At 74.2% G+C, this 16,051-nt stretch carries 14 protein-coding genes; 8 read left to right on the plus strand and 6 right to left on the minus strand.

Annotation, left to right across the window (positions count from 1 at the left end):
* Nucleotides 1-36: 36 nt before the first annotated feature.
* The gene (gene lpdA, locus ABEA04_RS16105; RefSeq protein WP_345460790.1) at nt 37-1,410 is read right to left on the minus strand and encodes a dihydrolipoyl dehydrogenase; all 1,374 of its coding nucleotides are present in this window, start codon (nt 1,408-1,410) and stop codon (nt 37-39) included.
* Nucleotides 1,411-1,472: 62 nt separating this feature from the next.
* Here lpdA and ABEA04_RS16110 point away from each other — a divergent pair, with 62 nt between their 5' ends.
* Together ABEA04_RS16110 and ABEA04_RS16115 are read left to right on the plus strand one after the other, a co-directional pair.
* Nucleotides 1,473-1,844, plus strand: coding sequence for a hypothetical protein (locus ABEA04_RS16110; RefSeq protein ID WP_345460793.1), 372 nt, complete (start codon nt 1,473-1,475; stop codon nt 1,842-1,844).
* A 198-nt stretch (nt 1,845-2,042) separates the two neighbouring features.
* Nucleotides 2,043-3,560, plus strand: coding sequence for a S8 family peptidase (locus tag ABEA04_RS16115; protein WP_345460795.1), 1,518 nt, complete (start codon nt 2,043-2,045; stop codon nt 3,558-3,560).
* A gap of 441 nt (nt 3,561-4,001) precedes the next feature.
* Here the strand turns inward: ABEA04_RS16115 and ABEA04_RS16120 are convergent, their stop codons facing one another.
* A complete protein-coding gene (locus ABEA04_RS16120) occupies nt 4,002-5,510 on the minus strand; it encodes a leucyl aminopeptidase (RefSeq protein ID WP_345460798.1) in 1,509 nt (502 codons plus the stop codon).
* Between the two features lie 76 nt (nt 5,511-5,586).
* Between ABEA04_RS16120 and gcvT the strand changes: the two genes are divergently transcribed.
* Genes gcvT through ABEA04_RS16145 form a run of 5 tightly spaced genes read left to right on the plus strand, consistent with a single transcriptional unit; the run spans nt 5,587 to nt 10,332 of the window.
* Complete coding sequence (gcvT, locus tag ABEA04_RS16125; protein WP_345460801.1) at nt 5,587-6,756, plus strand: glycine cleavage system aminomethyltransferase GcvT; 1,170 nt, start codon at nt 5,587-5,589, stop codon at nt 6,754-6,756.
* Nucleotides 6,753-7,025 carry a hypothetical protein gene (locus ABEA04_RS16130; RefSeq protein ID WP_345460804.1) on the plus strand — a complete coding sequence of 91 codons (273 nt, stop codon included), beginning with the start codon at nt 6,753-6,755 and terminating at the stop codon, nt 7,023-7,025. Before gcvT ends, ABEA04_RS16130 begins: the two co-directional genes overlap by 4 nt.
* A gap of 9 nt (nt 7,026-7,034) precedes the next feature.
* Nucleotides 7,035-8,630, plus strand: a complete 1,596-nt coding sequence (locus ABEA04_RS16135) for a hypothetical protein (RefSeq protein WP_345460807.1) — start codon at nt 7,035-7,037, stop codon at nt 8,628-8,630.
* 30 nt (nt 8,631-8,660) lie between these two features.
* Nucleotides 8,661-9,518 (plus strand): PhzF family phenazine biosynthesis protein, encoded by an 858-nt coding sequence (locus ABEA04_RS16140; RefSeq protein WP_345460810.1) that lies wholly within the window; start codon nt 8,661-8,663, stop codon nt 9,516-9,518.
* 10 nt (nt 9,519-9,528) lie between these two features.
* Nucleotides 9,529-10,332, plus strand: coding sequence for a thymidylate synthase (locus ABEA04_RS16145; protein ID WP_345460813.1), 804 nt, complete (start codon nt 9,529-9,531; stop codon nt 10,330-10,332).
* Nucleotides 10,333-10,638: 306 nt separating this feature from the next.
* Here the strand turns inward: ABEA04_RS16145 and ABEA04_RS16150 are convergent, their stop codons facing one another.
* The 4 genes from ABEA04_RS16150 to ABEA04_RS16165 form a co-directional block, all read right to left on the minus strand.
* Nucleotides 10,639-11,403, minus strand: coding sequence for a sirohydrochlorin chelatase (locus ABEA04_RS16150; RefSeq protein WP_345460816.1), 765 nt, complete (start codon nt 11,401-11,403; stop codon nt 10,639-10,641).
* 28 nt (nt 11,404-11,431) lie between these two features.
* Nucleotides 11,432-12,181: a phosphoadenylyl-sulfate reductase gene (locus tag ABEA04_RS16155; RefSeq protein WP_345460819.1), complete on the minus strand. Its 750-nt coding sequence runs from the start codon at nt 12,179-12,181 to the stop codon at nt 11,432-11,434.
* Nucleotides 12,178-12,387, minus strand: coding sequence for a hypothetical protein (locus tag ABEA04_RS16160; protein WP_345460822.1), 210 nt, complete (start codon nt 12,385-12,387; stop codon nt 12,178-12,180). The genes ABEA04_RS16155 and ABEA04_RS16160 overlap by 4 nt, the downstream gene beginning before the upstream one ends.
* A 70-nt stretch (nt 12,388-12,457) precedes the next feature.
* Complete coding sequence (locus ABEA04_RS16165; RefSeq protein ID WP_345460825.1) at nt 12,458-14,173, minus strand: nitrite/sulfite reductase; 1,716 nt, start codon at nt 14,171-14,173, stop codon at nt 12,458-12,460.
* Between the two features lie 352 nt (nt 14,174-14,525).
* Here ABEA04_RS16165 and ABEA04_RS16170 point away from each other — a divergent pair, with 352 nt between their 5' ends.
* Entirely contained in the window at nt 14,526-15,983 is a 1,458-nt protein-coding gene (locus tag ABEA04_RS16170) for a glycine hydroxymethyltransferase (protein ID WP_345460828.1), read from the plus strand.
* The last annotated feature ends 68 nt before the right edge of the window (nt 15,984-16,051 follow it).

Here is a 16,051-nt window from a genome sequence, read left to right on the forward strand (position 1 = left end):
CGGGGGTCTGGCTGGGTCTGGCTGGGTCGTGCTCGGTCAGGAGTGGGCGTGCAGCGGCTTGCCGGCGAGCGCGAGGTGCGCCTCGCCGAGGGCCTCGTGCTGGGTGGGGTGGGCGTGCACGTAGGGCGTGACGTCGTCGGGGTGGGCCTCCCAGCCGTAGATCAGCTGGGCCTCGCCGATCAGCTCGCCGACGCGCTCGCCGACGAGGTGGACGCCGACGACCGGTCCGTCGACCAGCCGCACCAGCTTGACGAACCCCTGGGTCTGCAGGATCTGGCTCTTGCCGTTGCCGCCGAGGTCGTAGGTGAGCGACTCGACCGCGTCGGCGCCGTGCGCCTCGACGGCGGCGGCCTCGGTGAGGCCGACCGAGGCGACCTCGGGGTGGGAGTAGGTGACGCGGGGGACGGCGCTCTCGGGCACCGGCCGCGGGTCGAGGCCCGCAATGTGCTCGGCGACGAGGATGCCGTGCTGGAAGCCGCGGTGGGCCAGCTGCAGGCCGGGCACGATGTCACCGACGGCGTAGACGCCCTCGGCGCCGGTGCGGCACCGGTCGTCGACGCTGACGAACCCGCGGTCGGTGGTGACGCCGGTGTGCTCGAAGCCGAGCCCGTCGGTGACCGGGCCGCGGCCGACGGCGACGAGCATCAGCTCGGCCTCGATCACCTCGCCCCCCTCGACGGTGACGGCGACCCCGTCGTCGGTGGTCTTCACGCTCTGGAACGGGGTGCCGGTGCGCACGGTGATGCCACGCTTCGTGAAGGCGCGCTCGAGGGCCTTGGACGACGCCTCGTCCTCGCCCGGCACGAGCCGCGGCAGCGCCTCGAGCACCGTGACCTCGGCGCCGAAGCTGCGCCACACGCTCGCGAACTCGCAGCCGATCACGCCGCCGCCGAGGACGACGACCGACGCCGGCACCCGGTCGAGGCGGAGCGCGTCGTCGGAGGTGAGCACGCGCTCGCCGTCGACGTCCAGGCCGGGCAGCGTGCGCGGGTAGGAGCCGGTGGCGAGCACGAGGTGGCGGCCGGTGTGCACCTCGCCGCCGACCGTGACCTCGCGGGGTCCGGTGACCCGGCCCTCGCCCTCGACCACGGTGACGCCGCGGCTGCGCACCAGGCCGGTGAGCCCCTTGAACAGCCGCGAGACCACGCCGTCCTTGTAGGCGTTGACCCCGGCCATGTCGATGCCGTCGAGGCTGGCGCGGACGCCGAAGCGCTCGGCGTCGCGGGCGCCGTCGGCGATCTCGGCGGCGTGCAGCAGCGCCTTGGTGGGGATGCACCCGACGTGCAGGCAGGTGCCGCCGACCTTGCCCTTCTCGACCAGGCCGACCGAGAGACCGAGCTGGGCGGCCCGCAGCGCGCAGGCGTAGCCACCCGACCCCGCGCCGAGCACGAGCACGTCGAATTCAGCCACGCCTCATCCTTGCACTAGGCGTAACGCCGGTGACACCGGCCGACCGCTGGCAGACTGGGGGCATGGGCTTCCTCGACCGCTTCAAGCGGGGATCGCGCACGAAGATGAGCGGCCCCACGGGCGGCGCCCGCACGGGCTCGACTCGGGTGCGCGCCTCCGACCGCGTCGACGAGCAGCACCTGCGTGAGTTCGTCGAGGAGCGCCGTGGCGTCGAGGGGTTCGTCGAGCCGCGCACCGCGGTCAGCGAGGTGACGCTGCTGCTGGTGGCCCACGACGGCGAGTGGACCCGTCGCCGGGTGCCCTCGGTCAACTGGGCGCACGAGTTCTGCAACCGGCACCAGGTGCCGTCCTACGACGCCGCCGTGGTCGGCATCCCGCAACGGATGCGGGAGTACAACTCCCGGGTGCGCAAGCAGCAGCGCGGCGAGCACTGAGGCAGCTCTGAGGCAGCTCTGAGGCGCGCGGGGCCGCGCGTCGTCCGGCCCCGGTCCAGACCACCCGCGGGGAGGTCGTAGGGGGTTTCCCTTGACCTCGCCCGCGACGCTGTCCGGAGGGTCTCGAACGGCCCTAGGTTGCGCGTGCGCCGCCGAGGCCTCGGGTGGTCTCGGACTACGGCGGACCGAGGAGAGACCATGACCCTTCCCACTCGTCGGGGCTGGCTGGGAGCCGCAGCCCTGTGCGTCGTCGCCGGCACCACCATCGCCGCGACGCCGTCCTCCGCCGCACCCCCGGCGGACCCGACTCCCGCACCGCTGCGGGCCGCGTCCGGCCCGGGCGCGATCGAGGGCCAGTACATCGTCGTGCTGAAGAACGGCACCTCGACCGCGACCCAGGCCCGCGAGGCCCGGGTCGCCGGCGGCGACGTGCTGCGCCAGTTCAGCGCCCTGCACGGCTACGTCGCCGAGCTGGACGCCGGCGAGCTGCGTCAGGTGCGGCTCGACCCCGACGTCGCCTACGTCGAGCAGGACCAGGTCGTCACCGCCTCCGGCACCCAGACCAACCCCACCTGGGGCCTGGACCGCAGCGACCAGCGCACCCTGCCCCTCGACGGCGCCTACACCTACGACCGCACCGGCGCCGGCGTGCGGGCCTACGTCATCGACACCGGCATCCGCGGCACCCACCAGGAGTTCTCGGGCCGCATGGCGACCGGCTACAGCGCCATCAACGACGGCCGCGGCACCACCGACTGCAACGGCCACGGCACCCACGTCGCCGGCACCGTCGGCGGCACCACCTACGGCATCGCCAAGGGCGTCACGCTGGTCCCGGTGCGGGTGCTCGACTGCAGCGGCTCGGGCAGCAACTCCGGCGTCATCGCCGGCATGGACTGGGTCGCCAGCAACGCCAGCGGCCCCTCGGTCGCCAACATGAGCCTGGGCGGCGGCGCCTCGCAGGCCACCGACGACGCCGTGGCCCGCATGGTCGCGCGCGGCGTGACCGTCGTGGTCGCCGCGGGCAACGAGAGCCAGAACGCGTGCAACGTCTCGCCGGCCCGCGCGCCGAGCGCCATCACCACCGGCTCCACCACCAACACCGACGCCCGCTCGTCGTTCTCCAACTTCGGCTCCTGCGTCGACGTCTTCGCCCCGGGCAGCAACATCACCTCGGCCTGGTACACCTCCGACACCGCCACCAACACCATCAGCGGGACGTCGATGGCCAGCCCGCACGTCGCCGGCGCGGCCGCGCTCTACCTCGAGGCCAACCCGTCGGCGTCGCCGTCCGCGGTCGCGAACGCCATCACCTCCACCGCCACCACCGGCACCGTGACCAACCCCGGCTCGGGCTCGCCCAACCGGCTGCTCTACTCGCGCTTCACCGCGGGCGGCGGCACCGAGCCCCCGCCGTCGGGCGGCGCCTGCGACGAGACGGTCACCGGCTCGGTCGCCAGCCGTGGCGAGTCGACCGCGACGTCGTTCACCACCACCGGCGGCTCGCTCACCGGCTGCCTGACCGGCCCCTCGGGCACCGACTTCGACCTCTACCTCGACCGCTGGAACGGCTCGTCGTGGGTCGAGGTCGCCGCCGGTGAGGGCTCGACGTCGACCGAGAGCGTCACCTACACCGCCGGGTCGGGCCAGTACCGCTGGGTCGTCTACGCCTACAGCGGCTCCGGCTCCTACACGCTGAAGTTCGGTCGCCCCTGACCGCTCCGCCCGGCGTCACCTGACCGCCACGACCCCCGGCCGCCTCCGGACGGGGGTCGTGGTGCGTCCGGGGCCTACGGCGGCGCGCGGGTGCCCTTCGACGAGCTCAGGGTCCGTGGGGTCGCGTTCTCGTTGACCTCACGGGGTCTCGAGGCTCGGCCGTGGCCGGCCTCGCACCTCGACCATCGTGGAGCCGCCTGACGGTGGTTGAGGTGCGAGGAGCGCTAGCGACGAGCCTCGAAACCGCCGGCCGTGCTCGCGGAGGCTCGTGGCGGGGGCCCTTCGACAGGCTCAGGGTCCGTGGGGTCGGGTCCGCGTCGACCTCACGGGGTCTCGAGGCTCGGCCGTGGCCGGCCTCGCACCTCGACCATCGTGCAGCCGCCTGACGGTGGTTGAGGTGCGAGGAGCGCTACCGACGAGCCTCGAAACCGCCGGACCTTCTCAGCGGGTGGCGAGGGAGCGGGCGTACTCGACGAGGGTGGCGACGGCGAAGCCGGTGCCGCCGGAGGTGACCTGGCCCCACGGGCCGCCGGAGTTGAACGCGGGGCCGGCGATGTCGAGGTGGGCCCACGGCAGGCCGCCGGTGAACTCGCGCAGGAAGGCCGCGGCGTAGAGGCCGCCGCCCCAGCGGATCCAGTCGTGCTGGGCGAGGTCGGCGATCTTCGAGGAGCGGATGCGCTCCTCCATCATCGCCGGGATCGGCATCGGCCAGTGCTCCTCGCCCGCCGCCTCCGAGGCGGCGAGCACGTCGGCGACGACCTTCTCGTCACCGAGGACGCCGGCCACCCGGTCGCCCAGCGCCATCACCATGTGACCGGTCAGCGTGGCGACGTCGAGGACGACGTCCGGCTCCGCCTCCTGCGCCATGACGAGCGCGTCGCCGAGCACCATGCGGCCCTCGGCGTCGGTGTTGAGGATCTCGACCGTCGTGCCGCCGTACATCGTGACGACGTCGCCGGGGCGGCTGGCGTCGCCGCTGACCATGTTCTCGGCGAGCGAGGCGTAGGTGGTCAGGCGCACCGGCAGCCCGAGGTCGGCGATGGCGAAGGTGGCCGCGACGACCGCCGCCGCGCCCGCCATGTCGGACTTCATCTCCTTCATGCCGGCGGCCGGCTTGATGGACAGGCCACCGCTGTCGAAGGTGATGCCCTTGCCCACCAGCGCCAGGTGCGCGACGGCGCCCTTGGGCTCGTAGTCGAGCCTCACCAGCCGCGGCGGCGCGTCGGAGGAGCGGCCGACCGACAGGATGCCGCCGCAGCCGAGCTCGGCCAGGCGCTTCTCGTCGAGCACCTCGACCTTGAGGCTGCCGGCGCCCCGGCTGCGGCCGTGGCCGCGGCGCGCCTCGACGACGGCGTCGGCGAAGCTCGGCGGGCGCAGGTCGTTGGGCGGGGTGTTGACCCAGTCGCGGGCCTGGGCGACCGCGGCCGAGACGACCTGGGCCTCCTCGAAGGCCGCGACGACGTCCTTCTTGCGCGCGAGGGGGCTGAGGACGACGACCTCGCCGGCCCGGTCGGTGCGCTCGCCGTCGGGCTGCCGCTTGTAGGAGGTGAAGGTGTAGCCGCCGAGCGCCCAGCCCTCGGTGACCGCACGCACGAGGGCGGCGGAGTCGGCCGGCAGCGCCAGCGCCACCGAGGCGGCGTTGGTGGCGGCCCGGGCCGCGACGCCGGCGGCGCGCCGCGCCGTGCCGGGGGTGACCTCGTCGCCCAGGCCCGCCAGCAGCAGCACCGGGGACGAGATGGTCTTCGACGTCGGCAGCTTGACCACCTCGCCGGCCTTGCCGGTGACGCCGAGCGTGGCCAGCAGGGGGGCGAGCCGGCGTCCGTAGGCGGAGGCGACCTCGTCGCCGCCGGGCGCGAGCGTCGGCCCGGACGGGCCGCGCAGCACCCCCACGACCACCGCGTCGGCGCGGGTCTTGGCCGGACTGGCGCTGCGCAGCGCGTAGGTCGTCACCGCCGCAGGATAACGAGGGGCACCCCGTCGGATCGCCGCCCGGGCGGGCGGGTGGCGGTCCGGTAGGTTCGGCCGCATGTCCGCTGCCTCCCCGGACCCGACGGCCGCACCGCACCAGGGCCCCCTCCACGACCGCCACGTCGCGCTCGGCGCCAAGCTCGCCGAGTTCGGCGGCTGGACGATGCCGCTGGAGTACGCCGGCGGGGGCGTCGTCGCCGAGCACACCGCCGTGCGCACCGCCGCCGGGATCTTCGACGTCAGCCACCTCGGCAAGGTCGAGGTGCGCGGCATGGGAGCCGCCGCGTTCGTCAACAGCGTGCTCAGCAACGACCTGCGGCGCATCGGCCCGGGCCAGGCGCAGTACACGCTGTGCTGCGACGACGAGACCGGCGGCATCGTCGACGACCTGATCGCCTACTACCGCAGCGACGGCGAGATCGCGCTGGTGCCCAACGCGGCCAACACCGCCGAGGTGGTGCGGCGGCTGCGCGAGGCCGCGCCGTCCTCGGTCGAGATCACCGACCGGCACACCGAGCACGCCGTGCTGGCCGTGCAGGGCCCGCGCGCGGACGACGTCCTGGCGGCGGTCGGGCTGCCGGTCGGGCACGACTACATGAGCTTCGTCGACGCCCCGTTCGGCCTGGCCGCCGACAGCGTCGGGGCCGAGACCGACCCGCGCGTGGTGGTCTGCCGCACCGGCTACACCGGCGAGCGCGGCTACGAGCTGATCACCTCCAACGACCTCGCGGGCCCGCTGTGGGACGCGCTCCTGGCGGCGGGTGAGCCGCACGGGCTGCGGCCGTGCGGCCTCGGTGCCCGCGACACCCTGCGCACCGAGATGGGCTACCCGCTGCACGGCCAGGACATCTCGCTCGACGTGACGCCCAACGAGGCCCGGCTCGGCTGGGCGGTCGGGTGGAAGAAGGAGCGCTTCTGGGGTCGCGACGTGCTGCTCGCCGAGCGCGAGCGCGGCCCGCGCCGCCGGCTGGTGGCCCTGCGCTCGGCCGGCCGCGCCATCCCGCGGCCGCACATGAGCGTGAGCCTGACCCCCGACGTCCTGCTCGGCGAGGTCACCTCGGGCACCTTCTCGCCCACGCTGCGCAGCGGCATCGCGCTGGCCCTGGTCTCGACGTCGATGAACACCGACCCTGACGCCGGCGTGCAGGTCGGCGTCGACGTGCGGGGACGGCGCGAGCCGTTCCAGGTCGTCAAGGCGCCGTTCGTCGACCCCTCGGTGCGCTCGTGAACCTCCCCGAGCAGCCGCCCACGTTCCGGCGACCGGCCGCGACCGACCGGCCGTGGTGGTGGCGCTGCGAGCGCGCCGACGGCGAGCCGGTCGACCTCGCCACCGTGCCCGACCACGCCGCGCTCGCCGACCAGCGCTTCGCCACCCAGGCCGACGCCGAGTCGTGGGTGGGCGAGACCTGGCCCGACCTCGCCGCCGCGGGCGTCGACCAGGTGACCCTGCTCGAGCACGACCGGCCCGTCTACGGGCCGATGTCGCTGCACGCCTGAGGTCGTGCCGTGGACCGCCTCGATCCCGGCGGCCACGACGCACGCGAGCGGCAGTCCTACCTCGTCGGCCGCTGGACGGCGTGCGTGCGCACGCTCGTGCTGCTCGGCGTGCCACCCGCCGCGGCCGTGCGGCTGACCGTCGAGACCTTCGCCGACCGGCTCGCGCCGCGGGACGACGACGGCCTGGTCGACCCCGACGTCGACCTGTTCGCCGGCCTGCTGGCCCGGCTCGACGACGACCACCAGGCCTGGTGGGCCGAGCCCGTCGACCCGCCGCCGTCCCTCGCCGCGCTGGAGCCGACCCTCGACCGCCTCGACCCGGCCCGGCGTCGGCGACTCGTGCTGCGCGCCGTCGCGCGGCTCGACGACGTCGAGGTGGCGCAGGTGCTCGGCGAGGAGCTCGGCTGGGCCACGGCGCGGGCGGCCTCGCGCGGCGCCGACCTGCCCGGTCGCGACGTCGGCGACCTCGGGCTGCGGGTCGCGCAGGCCGCCGACGAGGTCGACCCCGGCCCGCCCGACCTCGCCGCCGCCGTCGAGCTGGCCGGTGAGCGGACCCGTCGCGGACGCCGGCGCCGGGGCCTGACCGCCGCGGCCGTCGTCGTGGTGCTGCTGGTGCTTGCTCCGGTGGTGGTCGAGTCGGCACGCCGCGGCGTGGGCGACTCGGGCGTGCCCGGCCCCGACGAGACGGGCACCGCGAGCCCGACCGCGGACGCCGCCCCCGCGACCGAGCCGGCCCGCGAGGCCCTCGGCGGCGGGCAGAGCGGCCTCGCCCCGACGGCGTGGTGGTCGGGCGGGGCGGTCACCGTCGGCGAGCGCCGGGTGCCGCTGGGCGACGTCGTCTCGCTCGCCGCGGTCGACGGCGGCGTCGTCGCCGTGACCGCGGCCGGCGACGTCGTGGAGGTGGTCGGCCGCCGGCCCCCGCGCACTGTGGGCGCCACCTCCGGCGGCGGTGGCGTGACGAGCTCGCCCGACAGCGGCCTGGCCGCGTGGCTGGCCCCGGGGGGCCGGCTGGTGGTGCGCAGCACGCTCGGCGGACGCGACGTGCTCACCCGCCAGGTCGGCGCCACCACGCGCGTGGTCGCCCTCGACGACGCGCGGGTCTACCTCGACGACCCGCCCCGCGTGCTGGTGGTCGGCGCGCCCGACACCACGCTCGAGTCCCCGGGCCCGGGCCTGCTCGACGTGGCCGGCGGGGTGAGCCTGCGCCAGCTCTCGACACTGCTGCGCCTCGACCGGCCGGAGACGCAGTCCTCGGTCGGACTGGGGGCCGAGGGCGGCAGCCTGTCGCGCGACGGCCGCTACGCGCTCACCCGCCCCCTCGGCTCGTCGGGCCCCTACGCCGACGTCGTCGACTCCGACACGGGCGAGCAGGTGCCGCTGCCCCTGCCGGGCAGCTCGGTCGTCGTCGACGCCGCCTTCGGCGAGCCCGACTCGGTCACCTTCGCCCTGGCCCGCGCCAACGGCGAGGTCTACCCGCCCGACCGGCCGCGCGACGCGGGCTACCAGCCCGGCTACGACCTCGTCGTCTGCCGCCTCTCGACCCGCGGCTGCAGCATCAGCACCCGCCTGTTCGACGTCAGCACGCCGCCCCTCCTCGCGCGCTAGGCGCGGCGGCCGCGTGGCTAGGTTGGGTGCGTGCGAGCCTTCCGGCAGGTCGACGTGTTCTCCGCCGAGCCACTGCGCGGCAACCCCGTGGCCGTCGTCCACGACGCCGAGGGGCTCGACGACGAGACGCTGGCGGCCTTCGCCCACTGGACGAACCTGTCGGAGACCACCTTCCTGCTGCCGCCCACCGACGAGGGCCGCGACGGCGGCGCCGACTACCGGCTGCGGATCCTCACCCCCGGCGCCGAGCTGCCCTTCGCCGGCCACCCGACGCTCGGCTCGGCCCACGCCTGGCTCGAGGCGGGCGGCACCCCGCGCGCGGACGACGTCGTGGTGCAGGAGTGCGGGGCCGGCCTGGTGCGGGTGCGCCGGGACGACGCCACCGGCCGCCTGGCCTTCGCCGCGCCGCCGCTGGTGCGCTCGGGCCCGGTCTCGGACGCCGACCTCGACCGCGTGACCGCCGCGCTCCACATCACGCGCGAGGACGTCGTCGACGCCGCCTGGGTCGACAACGGCCCGGGGTGGGTGGGCGTCCGGCTGGCCGACGCGGCCGCCGTCCTCGCGGTCGAGCCGGACTGGTCGGTCTTCGGCGACCTCGACGTCGGCGTCGTCGGCGTCTACCCCGAGGGCGAGTGCGCCGTCGAGGTGCGCGCGTTCTGCCCCGGCATCGGCGTCGTGGAGGACCCGGTCACCGGCTCGCTCAACGCCGGCCTCGCCCAGTGGCTGACCGCGGGGGAGCACCCGGTGCTGCCGTCGTCCTACGTCGCCAGCCAGGGCACCGCCCTCGGACGCCGCGGCCGGGTGCACGTGGGGCGCGAGGGGGAGACGGTGTGGGTGGGAGGAGACACCCGCACCACGATCGTCGGCCGCGTCGACCTGGGCGACTAGATTCGGGGTCGTGCAGGCCTACCTCGATCTGGTGCAGCGAATCCTCGACGAGGGGGTCGAGAAGTCCGACCGCACCGGCGTCGGCACCCGCAGCGTCTTCGGCCACCAGATGCGCTTCGACCTGCGCGCCGGCTTCCCGCTCGTGACCACCAAGAAGGTGCACACCCGCTCGGTCTTCGCCGAGCTGCTGTGGTTCCTGCGGGGCGACACCAACGTGAAGTGGCTGCAGGACCGCGGCGTGTCGATCTGGGACGAGTGGGCCGACGCGGACGGCGACCTCGGCCCGGTCTACGGCTACCAGTGGCGCTCGTGGCCCACACCCGACGGCCGTCACGTCGACCAGGTGGCCCAGGTCGTCGAGCAGCTGCGCACCCAGCCCGACTCGCGGCGCCACGTCGTCTCGGCCTGGAACGTCGCCGACATCCCCGACATGGCGCTGGCCCCGTGCCACACGCTGTTCCAGTTCTACGTCGACCCCACTGACGGTGGCCGGCTGTCGTGCCAACTCTACCAGCGATCGGCCGACGTCTTCCTGGGCGTGCCGTTCAACATCGCCTCCTACGCCCTGCTGACCCACCTTGTCGCGCAGGTCGTCGGCCTCGGCGTCGGCGACTTCGTGCACACCCTCGGCGACGCCCACCTCTACCGCAACCACCTCGACCAGGCGCGGCTGCAGCTGACCCGCGACCCGCGCCCGCTGCCGACCCTGCGCCTCGACCCGGGCGTCACCGACCTCGACGCCTTCGACCTCGAGCACATCGCGCTCGAGGGCTACGACCCGCACCCGGGCATCAAGGCACCCATCGCTGTCTGACGAGGGGCGCGCGAGGAACGAGCGCGTGCCCTCGTCGAGGGTGGTCGAGCAAGCCGTCCGACCGAGGAACGAGGTCGGAACCGGCGTGTCGAGACCTCGAGAGGTGGACGGGAACGTCCGCGTCGGCGGCAGGTGGTCTGCTCGACCACCGGGTCAGCCCGCCTCGACGACGGTCGCGGTGCGAGGAGCCCTGGCGACGAGCCTCGAGACCTCGGGGCGTCGACGCGAACGTCAGGGTCGGCGGCAGGTGGTCTCGACGACGCTCGTCCCTCGCTGCCCGACCACCGGTGAGCGACGCGCGGTGCGTCAGACCGGGACGAGCTCGACGGCGCCGACGGCGTACCGCGCGAGGACGACGCGCGCGACCTCCGGGTGCGCGGCGAGCGGGCCCGACACGGCGACCGCGCCGGCCTCCTCGGCCAGCTCGGCGGCGCGGTCGGTGAGGGCGCCGGGGGTCAGGAACAGCGAGGCCACGGCGACGTGGCGGCGTCCCTCGGCGCGGAAGGCACGCACGGCCTCGCCGGTGGCGGGGGGAGCGCCGGCGGCGTAGGCGGCCGAGACGGGAAGCCGGTGGTGGGTGCCCCACAGGCGGGCGAGGCGGGCCACCGACTGGTTGGCGAGCGGGTCGGTCGAGCCGGGGGCGGCGAGCACGAGGGCGTCGAGCTCACGCACGCGGGCGTCGCGCAGGGCCTCGCGCAGCCGCTCGTCGAGCGCCTCGAGCAGGCAGGCCTCGAGACCGATCGAGGCCGCGATGCGCACGCGCAGCCCGGGGTGACGCTCGGCGGCGACGCGGGCGGCCTCGGCCAGGTGGTGGTCGTCCTCGGAGGAGGTGACCAGCGCGATCGGCACCACGACGACCTCGTCGTGACCGCCGCGCACCAACCGGTCGAGCACGCTGTGCAGCTCGGGGCGGGCCCAGCGGGCGCCGGTGGCGGCGGGGTCGAGCAGGGCGCGCTCGACGCGGAGGTCGGGGCGCTGGGCGCGGACCTCGGACACCAGGGCGGTCAGGGTGCGGGCGATGCGGGGGTCGCGGCTCGCGGGAGCCAGGGCGATCAGGGCGGGCGCACTCACCGGTGCTGCCTCCTTCCAACTAGCGGGGTCACTGGTGGATCCCGCACTCGGTCTTCGTGGTGCCGGCCCACCGGCCGCTGCGCGGGTCGTCACCGGGAGCGACGCGGCGCGTGCAGGGGGCGCAGCCGATCGAGGGATAGCCGTCGTGCACGAGCGGGTTGACCAGCACGCCGTGCTCGGCGACGTACTGCTCGACCTGCTCGTCGCTCCACCGCGCCAGCGGGGAGACCTTGACCTTGGCCTTCTTGGCGTCCCACCCGATGACCGGAGCGATGACGCGGTTCTGGGTCTCGGCGCGGCGCAGGCCGGTGGCCCAGGCGTCGTAGCCCGCGAGCGCGTCGACCAGCGGCGCGACCTTGCGCAGGGCGCAGCAGCGGTCGGGGTCGGTGCGGAAGAGGTCCTTGCCCTCCGTGGCGTCCTGCTGGGCGACGGTCTGCGTGGGCGTGATGGTGATGAGGTTGACGTCGAGGGTCGCGGCGACGGCGTCGCGGGTGCCGATGGTCTCGACGAAGTGGTAGCCGGTGTCGAGGAAGACCACGTCGATGCCGGGCACGACGCGCGAGGCCAGGTGCGACAGGACGGCGTCCGCCATCGACGACGTCACGCAGAACCGGTCGCCGAAGGTGGCGGCGGCCCACTCGATGATGGTCTCGGCGGGGGCGAGCTCGAGCTCGGCACCCCAGGTGGAGACCAGGTCACGCAGCTCTTCGGGGGAGCGGCCGCTGACGTCGGTGCCGCGCGCCTCGCGGGCGTGCTGGGTGAGCGCGACGCCGGTCACGACTGCACCCCCTGCGCCGGGGCACCCTGGGCGCCGGTCGGGCGGATCAGCCCGAGCGACTTCAGCTGGAAGGCGCGCAGGCAGTCGCGGCACTCCCACGCGCCGTGGCCCGCGGGTGCGCCGGCGTCCGCGCCCTCGGGCTCGTGCGGCCAGAGGTTCTGGTCGCCGCAGTAGGGGCAGTGGAACGGGACGGTCCGCGCGCTCATGACGGGGTCCCCTCGGCGTTGTCGGACGGAGGAGCGCAGCGGGGGAGGCCGGGAACGTCGTGGGGTGTCCTCATGAGGAGGTCAACACCTTCTCGCCCCGGAGTAGTTCCTCGTCGGCGCGGGCGACCCAGGTGGCGAAGTCCTCGTCGCCGTCGCGGTCGGTGAGGAAGTTGGTGACGACGGTGGTCACGTAGTCGTCGAGTCCGGCGCTGGTGACCTTGTGGGCGCGCAGCTTGCGGCCGAAGTTGGCCTGCAGCCCGGTGGCCCCGCCGAGGTGCACCTGGAAGCCCTCGACCTGCTGGCCCTCGCTCATCACCAGCTGCCCCTTGAGGCCGATGTCGGCGACCTGGGTGCGGGCGCAGGCGTTGGGGCAGCCGTTGACGTTGACGGTGATCGGCACGTCGAGGTCGGGGAAGCGCCGCTCCAGCTCGGCCACGAGGTCGCGGGCGCGGTTCTTGGTGTCGACGATCGCGAGCTTGCAGAACTCGATGCCGGTGCACGCCATGGTGTTGCGCCGCCACTGCGACGGGCGGGCCGACAGGCCGATCTCGTCGAGCCGGTCGAGCAGCGGCGCGACGCGGTCGGGCTCGACGCCGATGAGCACGATCTTCTGGTAGGGCGTCAGCCGCGCGCCCTCGACGCCGAACTCGTCCATGACGCCGGCCAGCGCGGCGAGCAGCGTGCCCGAGACCCGGCCGACGACGGGGGCGAGGCCGACGTACTTGCGGCCGTCCTTCTGGTCGTGGACGCCGACGTGGTCGCGGTGGCCGACCGGCGAGGGCGGGGAGGGGTTCGAGACCAGCTCGCGGCCGAGGTACTCCTTCTCCATCACCTCGCGGAATTTCGCCACGCCCCAGTCGGCGACCAGGAACTTCAGCCGGGCCCGCGAGCGCAGCCGGCGGTAGCCGTAGTCGCGGAAGACCGAGGCCACGGCGGCCCACGCGTCGGGCACCTCGTCGAGCGGGATCCAGACGCCCAGCTTCTGCGCGAGCATCGGGTTGGTCGACAGGCCGCCGCCGACCCAGAGGTCGAAGCCGGGGCCGTGCTCGGGGTGCACCGTGCCGACGAAGGCGACGTCGTTGGTCTCGGGCGAGACGTCGTGGCTGGGGTGACCGGTCAGCGCGGTCTTGAACTTGCGCGGCAGGTTCGAGAACGCCGGGTCGCCGATGTAGCGGTCGAAGATCTCCTCCAGCGCCGAGGAGCCGTCGATGATCTCGTCGGCCGCGACGCCGGCGACGGGCGAGCCGAGGAAGGGCCGCGGCGAGTCGCCGCACGCCTCGAGGCTGCTGAGGCCGGCCTCGTCGAGCCGTCGCCAGATCTCGGGCACGTCCTCGACGCGGATCCAGTGGTACTGGATGTTCTCGCGGTCGGTGACGTCGGCGGTGTCACGGGCGAAGTCGACGCCGATCGACCCGAGGGCGCGGACGGCGTCCGGGCTGAGCAGCCGGCCGTCGGAGCGCACGCGCAGCATGAAGTACTTGTCGTCGAGCTCCTCCTCCTCGAGCATCGCGGTCTTGCCGCCGTCGAAGCCCGGGGCGCGCTGGGTGTAAAGGCCCATCCAGCGGAAGCGGCCGCGCAGGTCGGCCGGGTCGATGGAGTCGAAGCCGCGCTTGGAGTAGATGTGCAGGATCCGGTCGCGGACGTTGAGCGGGTCGTCGTCCTTCTTGGACTGCTCGTTCTTATTCAGCGGCTCGGTGTAGCCCAGCGACCACTGACCCTCGGCGCGCTTGGCGCGCGGGATCTCGGTGTGGACGGGCGGCTGCGAGCTGAAGCGCAGGTCGGGCATCGGTGGTCCTTCGCTGGGGCGCCGGGTGCGGCGGGGGGATCGGTTGACCGGAGCGGTCGAGACGGATCGGCTCAGCGATGGCGACACATCATGCTGCGCGTGCGGCCGAGGTCCACGTGGCGGCGTACCACCAGGTAGATCTGGGTTGCAGCGGAGACCATGGGATGAGTCTCAGTGCGTGGGACGGGTGTCCACAAATCAAGATCTCGTGATGTGAGACGGCTGTCCGGGATGCGGACACGCGGACGCCCTGCGGTGCGGCAGCGGGGCGCAGCAGGTGGCACAGGTCACGCAACCACGGACGCCGTCCGACGATTCCCGCACCGCCACCGGCCTCATTACGCTCGACCCCATGGCCCACCAGGACCCGGCACAGATCGCCCAGCGCGCCAGCACCGCCTACACGCAGGCCCTCGAGGTGATCGCGTCGGTCGAGCCACGCATCGCCGAGGCGACCCGGCAGGAGCTCGCCGACCAGCGCGGCTCGCTCAAGCTGATCGCGAGCGAGAACTACGCCTCGCCCGCGGTGCTGCTGACGATGGGCACCTGGTTCAGCGACAAGTACGCCGAGGGCACTGTCGGTCACCGCTTCTACGCCGGCTGCCAGAACGTCGACACCGTCGAGTCGCTGGCCGCCGAGCACGCCCGCGAGCTGTTCGGCGCCGAGTACGCCTACGTGCAGCCGCACTCGGGCATCGACGCCAACCTGGTGGCGTTCTGGTCGATCCTGGCCCACCGCGTCGAGGGCCCCTGGCTCGAGCGGGCGGAGAAGAAGAACGTCAACGAGCTCACCGAGGCCGACTGGGAGGCGCTGCGCCGCGAGCTCGGCGACCAGCGCCTGCTCGGCATGAGCCTGGACGCCGGCGGGCACCTCACCCACGGCTTCCGCCCCAACATCAGCGGCAAGATGTTCCACCAGCAGCAGTACGGCACCGACCCCGCGACCGGCCTGCTCGACTACGACGTCGTCCGGGCCAAGGCCCGCGAGTTCAAGCCGCTGGTTCTGGTGGCGGGCTACTCCGCCTACCCGCGCCGGGTGAACTTCGCGACGATGCGCGAGATCGCCGACGAGGTCGGCGCCACGCTCATGGTCGACATGGCGCACTTCGCCGGGCTGGTGGCCGGCAAGGTCTTCACCGGCGACGAGGACCCCGTGCCCCACGCGCACATCGTCACCTCGACCACCCACAAGAGCCTGCGCGGCCCCCGCGGCGGCCTGGTGCTCGCCACCGAGGAGCTCGCCCCCAGCGTCGACCGCGGCTGCCCGATGGTGCTCGGCGGTCCGCTCTCGCACGTGATGGCGGCGAAGGCGGTCGCGTTCGCCGAGGCGCGCCAGGAGTCGTTCCGCGGCTACGCCCAGGACATCGCCGACAACGCCAAGTCCCTCGCCGACGGGTTCCTCTCGCGCGGCGCCGGCCTGGTCACCGGCGGCACCGACAACCACCTCGTGCTGCTCGACGTCTCGCGCTACGGCCTCACCGGCCGCCAGGCCGAGTCGGCCCTGCTGGACGCCGGTGTGGTCACCAACCGCAACTCGATCCCGGCCGACCCCAACGGCGCCTGGTACACCTCCGGCATCCGCCTGGGCACCCCGGCGCTCACCACCCGCGGCTTCGGCCACGACGAGTTCGACCGGGTCGCCGAGCTGATCGTCGAGGTGCTGAGCAACACGACCGCCGGCACCACCAAGGCCGGCGGCCCCTCGAAGGCCTCCTACCAGGTCGCGGACGGCGTCGCCGACCGCGTCAAGGCCGCCGCCGGCGAGCTGCTCGACAAGCACCCCCTCTACCCGGGCCTCGAGCTCGTCTGAGCGGTCGCGCCCCCGGCCACCGGCCTGGCACGGCGCCGTTCGCCCGGGCCGTCCCTTCGACAAGCTCA

This window comes from Nocardioides marinquilinus (assembly GCF_039543705.1).
Classification (GTDB): Bacteria; Actinomycetota; Actinomycetes; order Propionibacteriales; family Nocardioidaceae; genus Nocardioides; species Nocardioides marinquilinus.

What these genes read in the sequence shown, in the direction of transcription:
- ABEA04_RS16160 (WP_345460822.1), bottom strand. Translation starts at nt 12,387, where the DNA reads ATGAGCGCGCGGACCGTCCCGTTCCACTGCCCCTACTGCGGCGACCAG.
- ABEA04_RS16110 (WP_345460793.1), top strand. Translation starts at nt 1,473, where the DNA reads ATGGGCTTCCTCGACCGCTTCAAGCGGGGATCGCGCACGAAGATGAGC.
- ABEA04_RS16165 (WP_345460825.1), bottom strand. Translation starts at nt 14,173, where the DNA reads ATGCCCGACCTGCGCTTCAGCTCGCAGCCGCCCGTCCACACCGAGATC.
- ABEA04_RS16170 (WP_345460828.1), top strand. Translation starts at nt 14,526, where the DNA reads ATGGCCCACCAGGACCCGGCACAGATCGCCCAGCGCGCCAGCACCGCC.
- gcvT (WP_345460801.1), top strand. Translation starts at nt 5,587, where the DNA reads ATGTCCGCTGCCTCCCCGGACCCGACGGCCGCACCGCACCAGGGCCCC.
- ABEA04_RS16115 (WP_345460795.1), top strand. Translation starts at nt 2,043, where the DNA reads ATGACCCTTCCCACTCGTCGGGGCTGGCTGGGAGCCGCAGCCCTGTGC.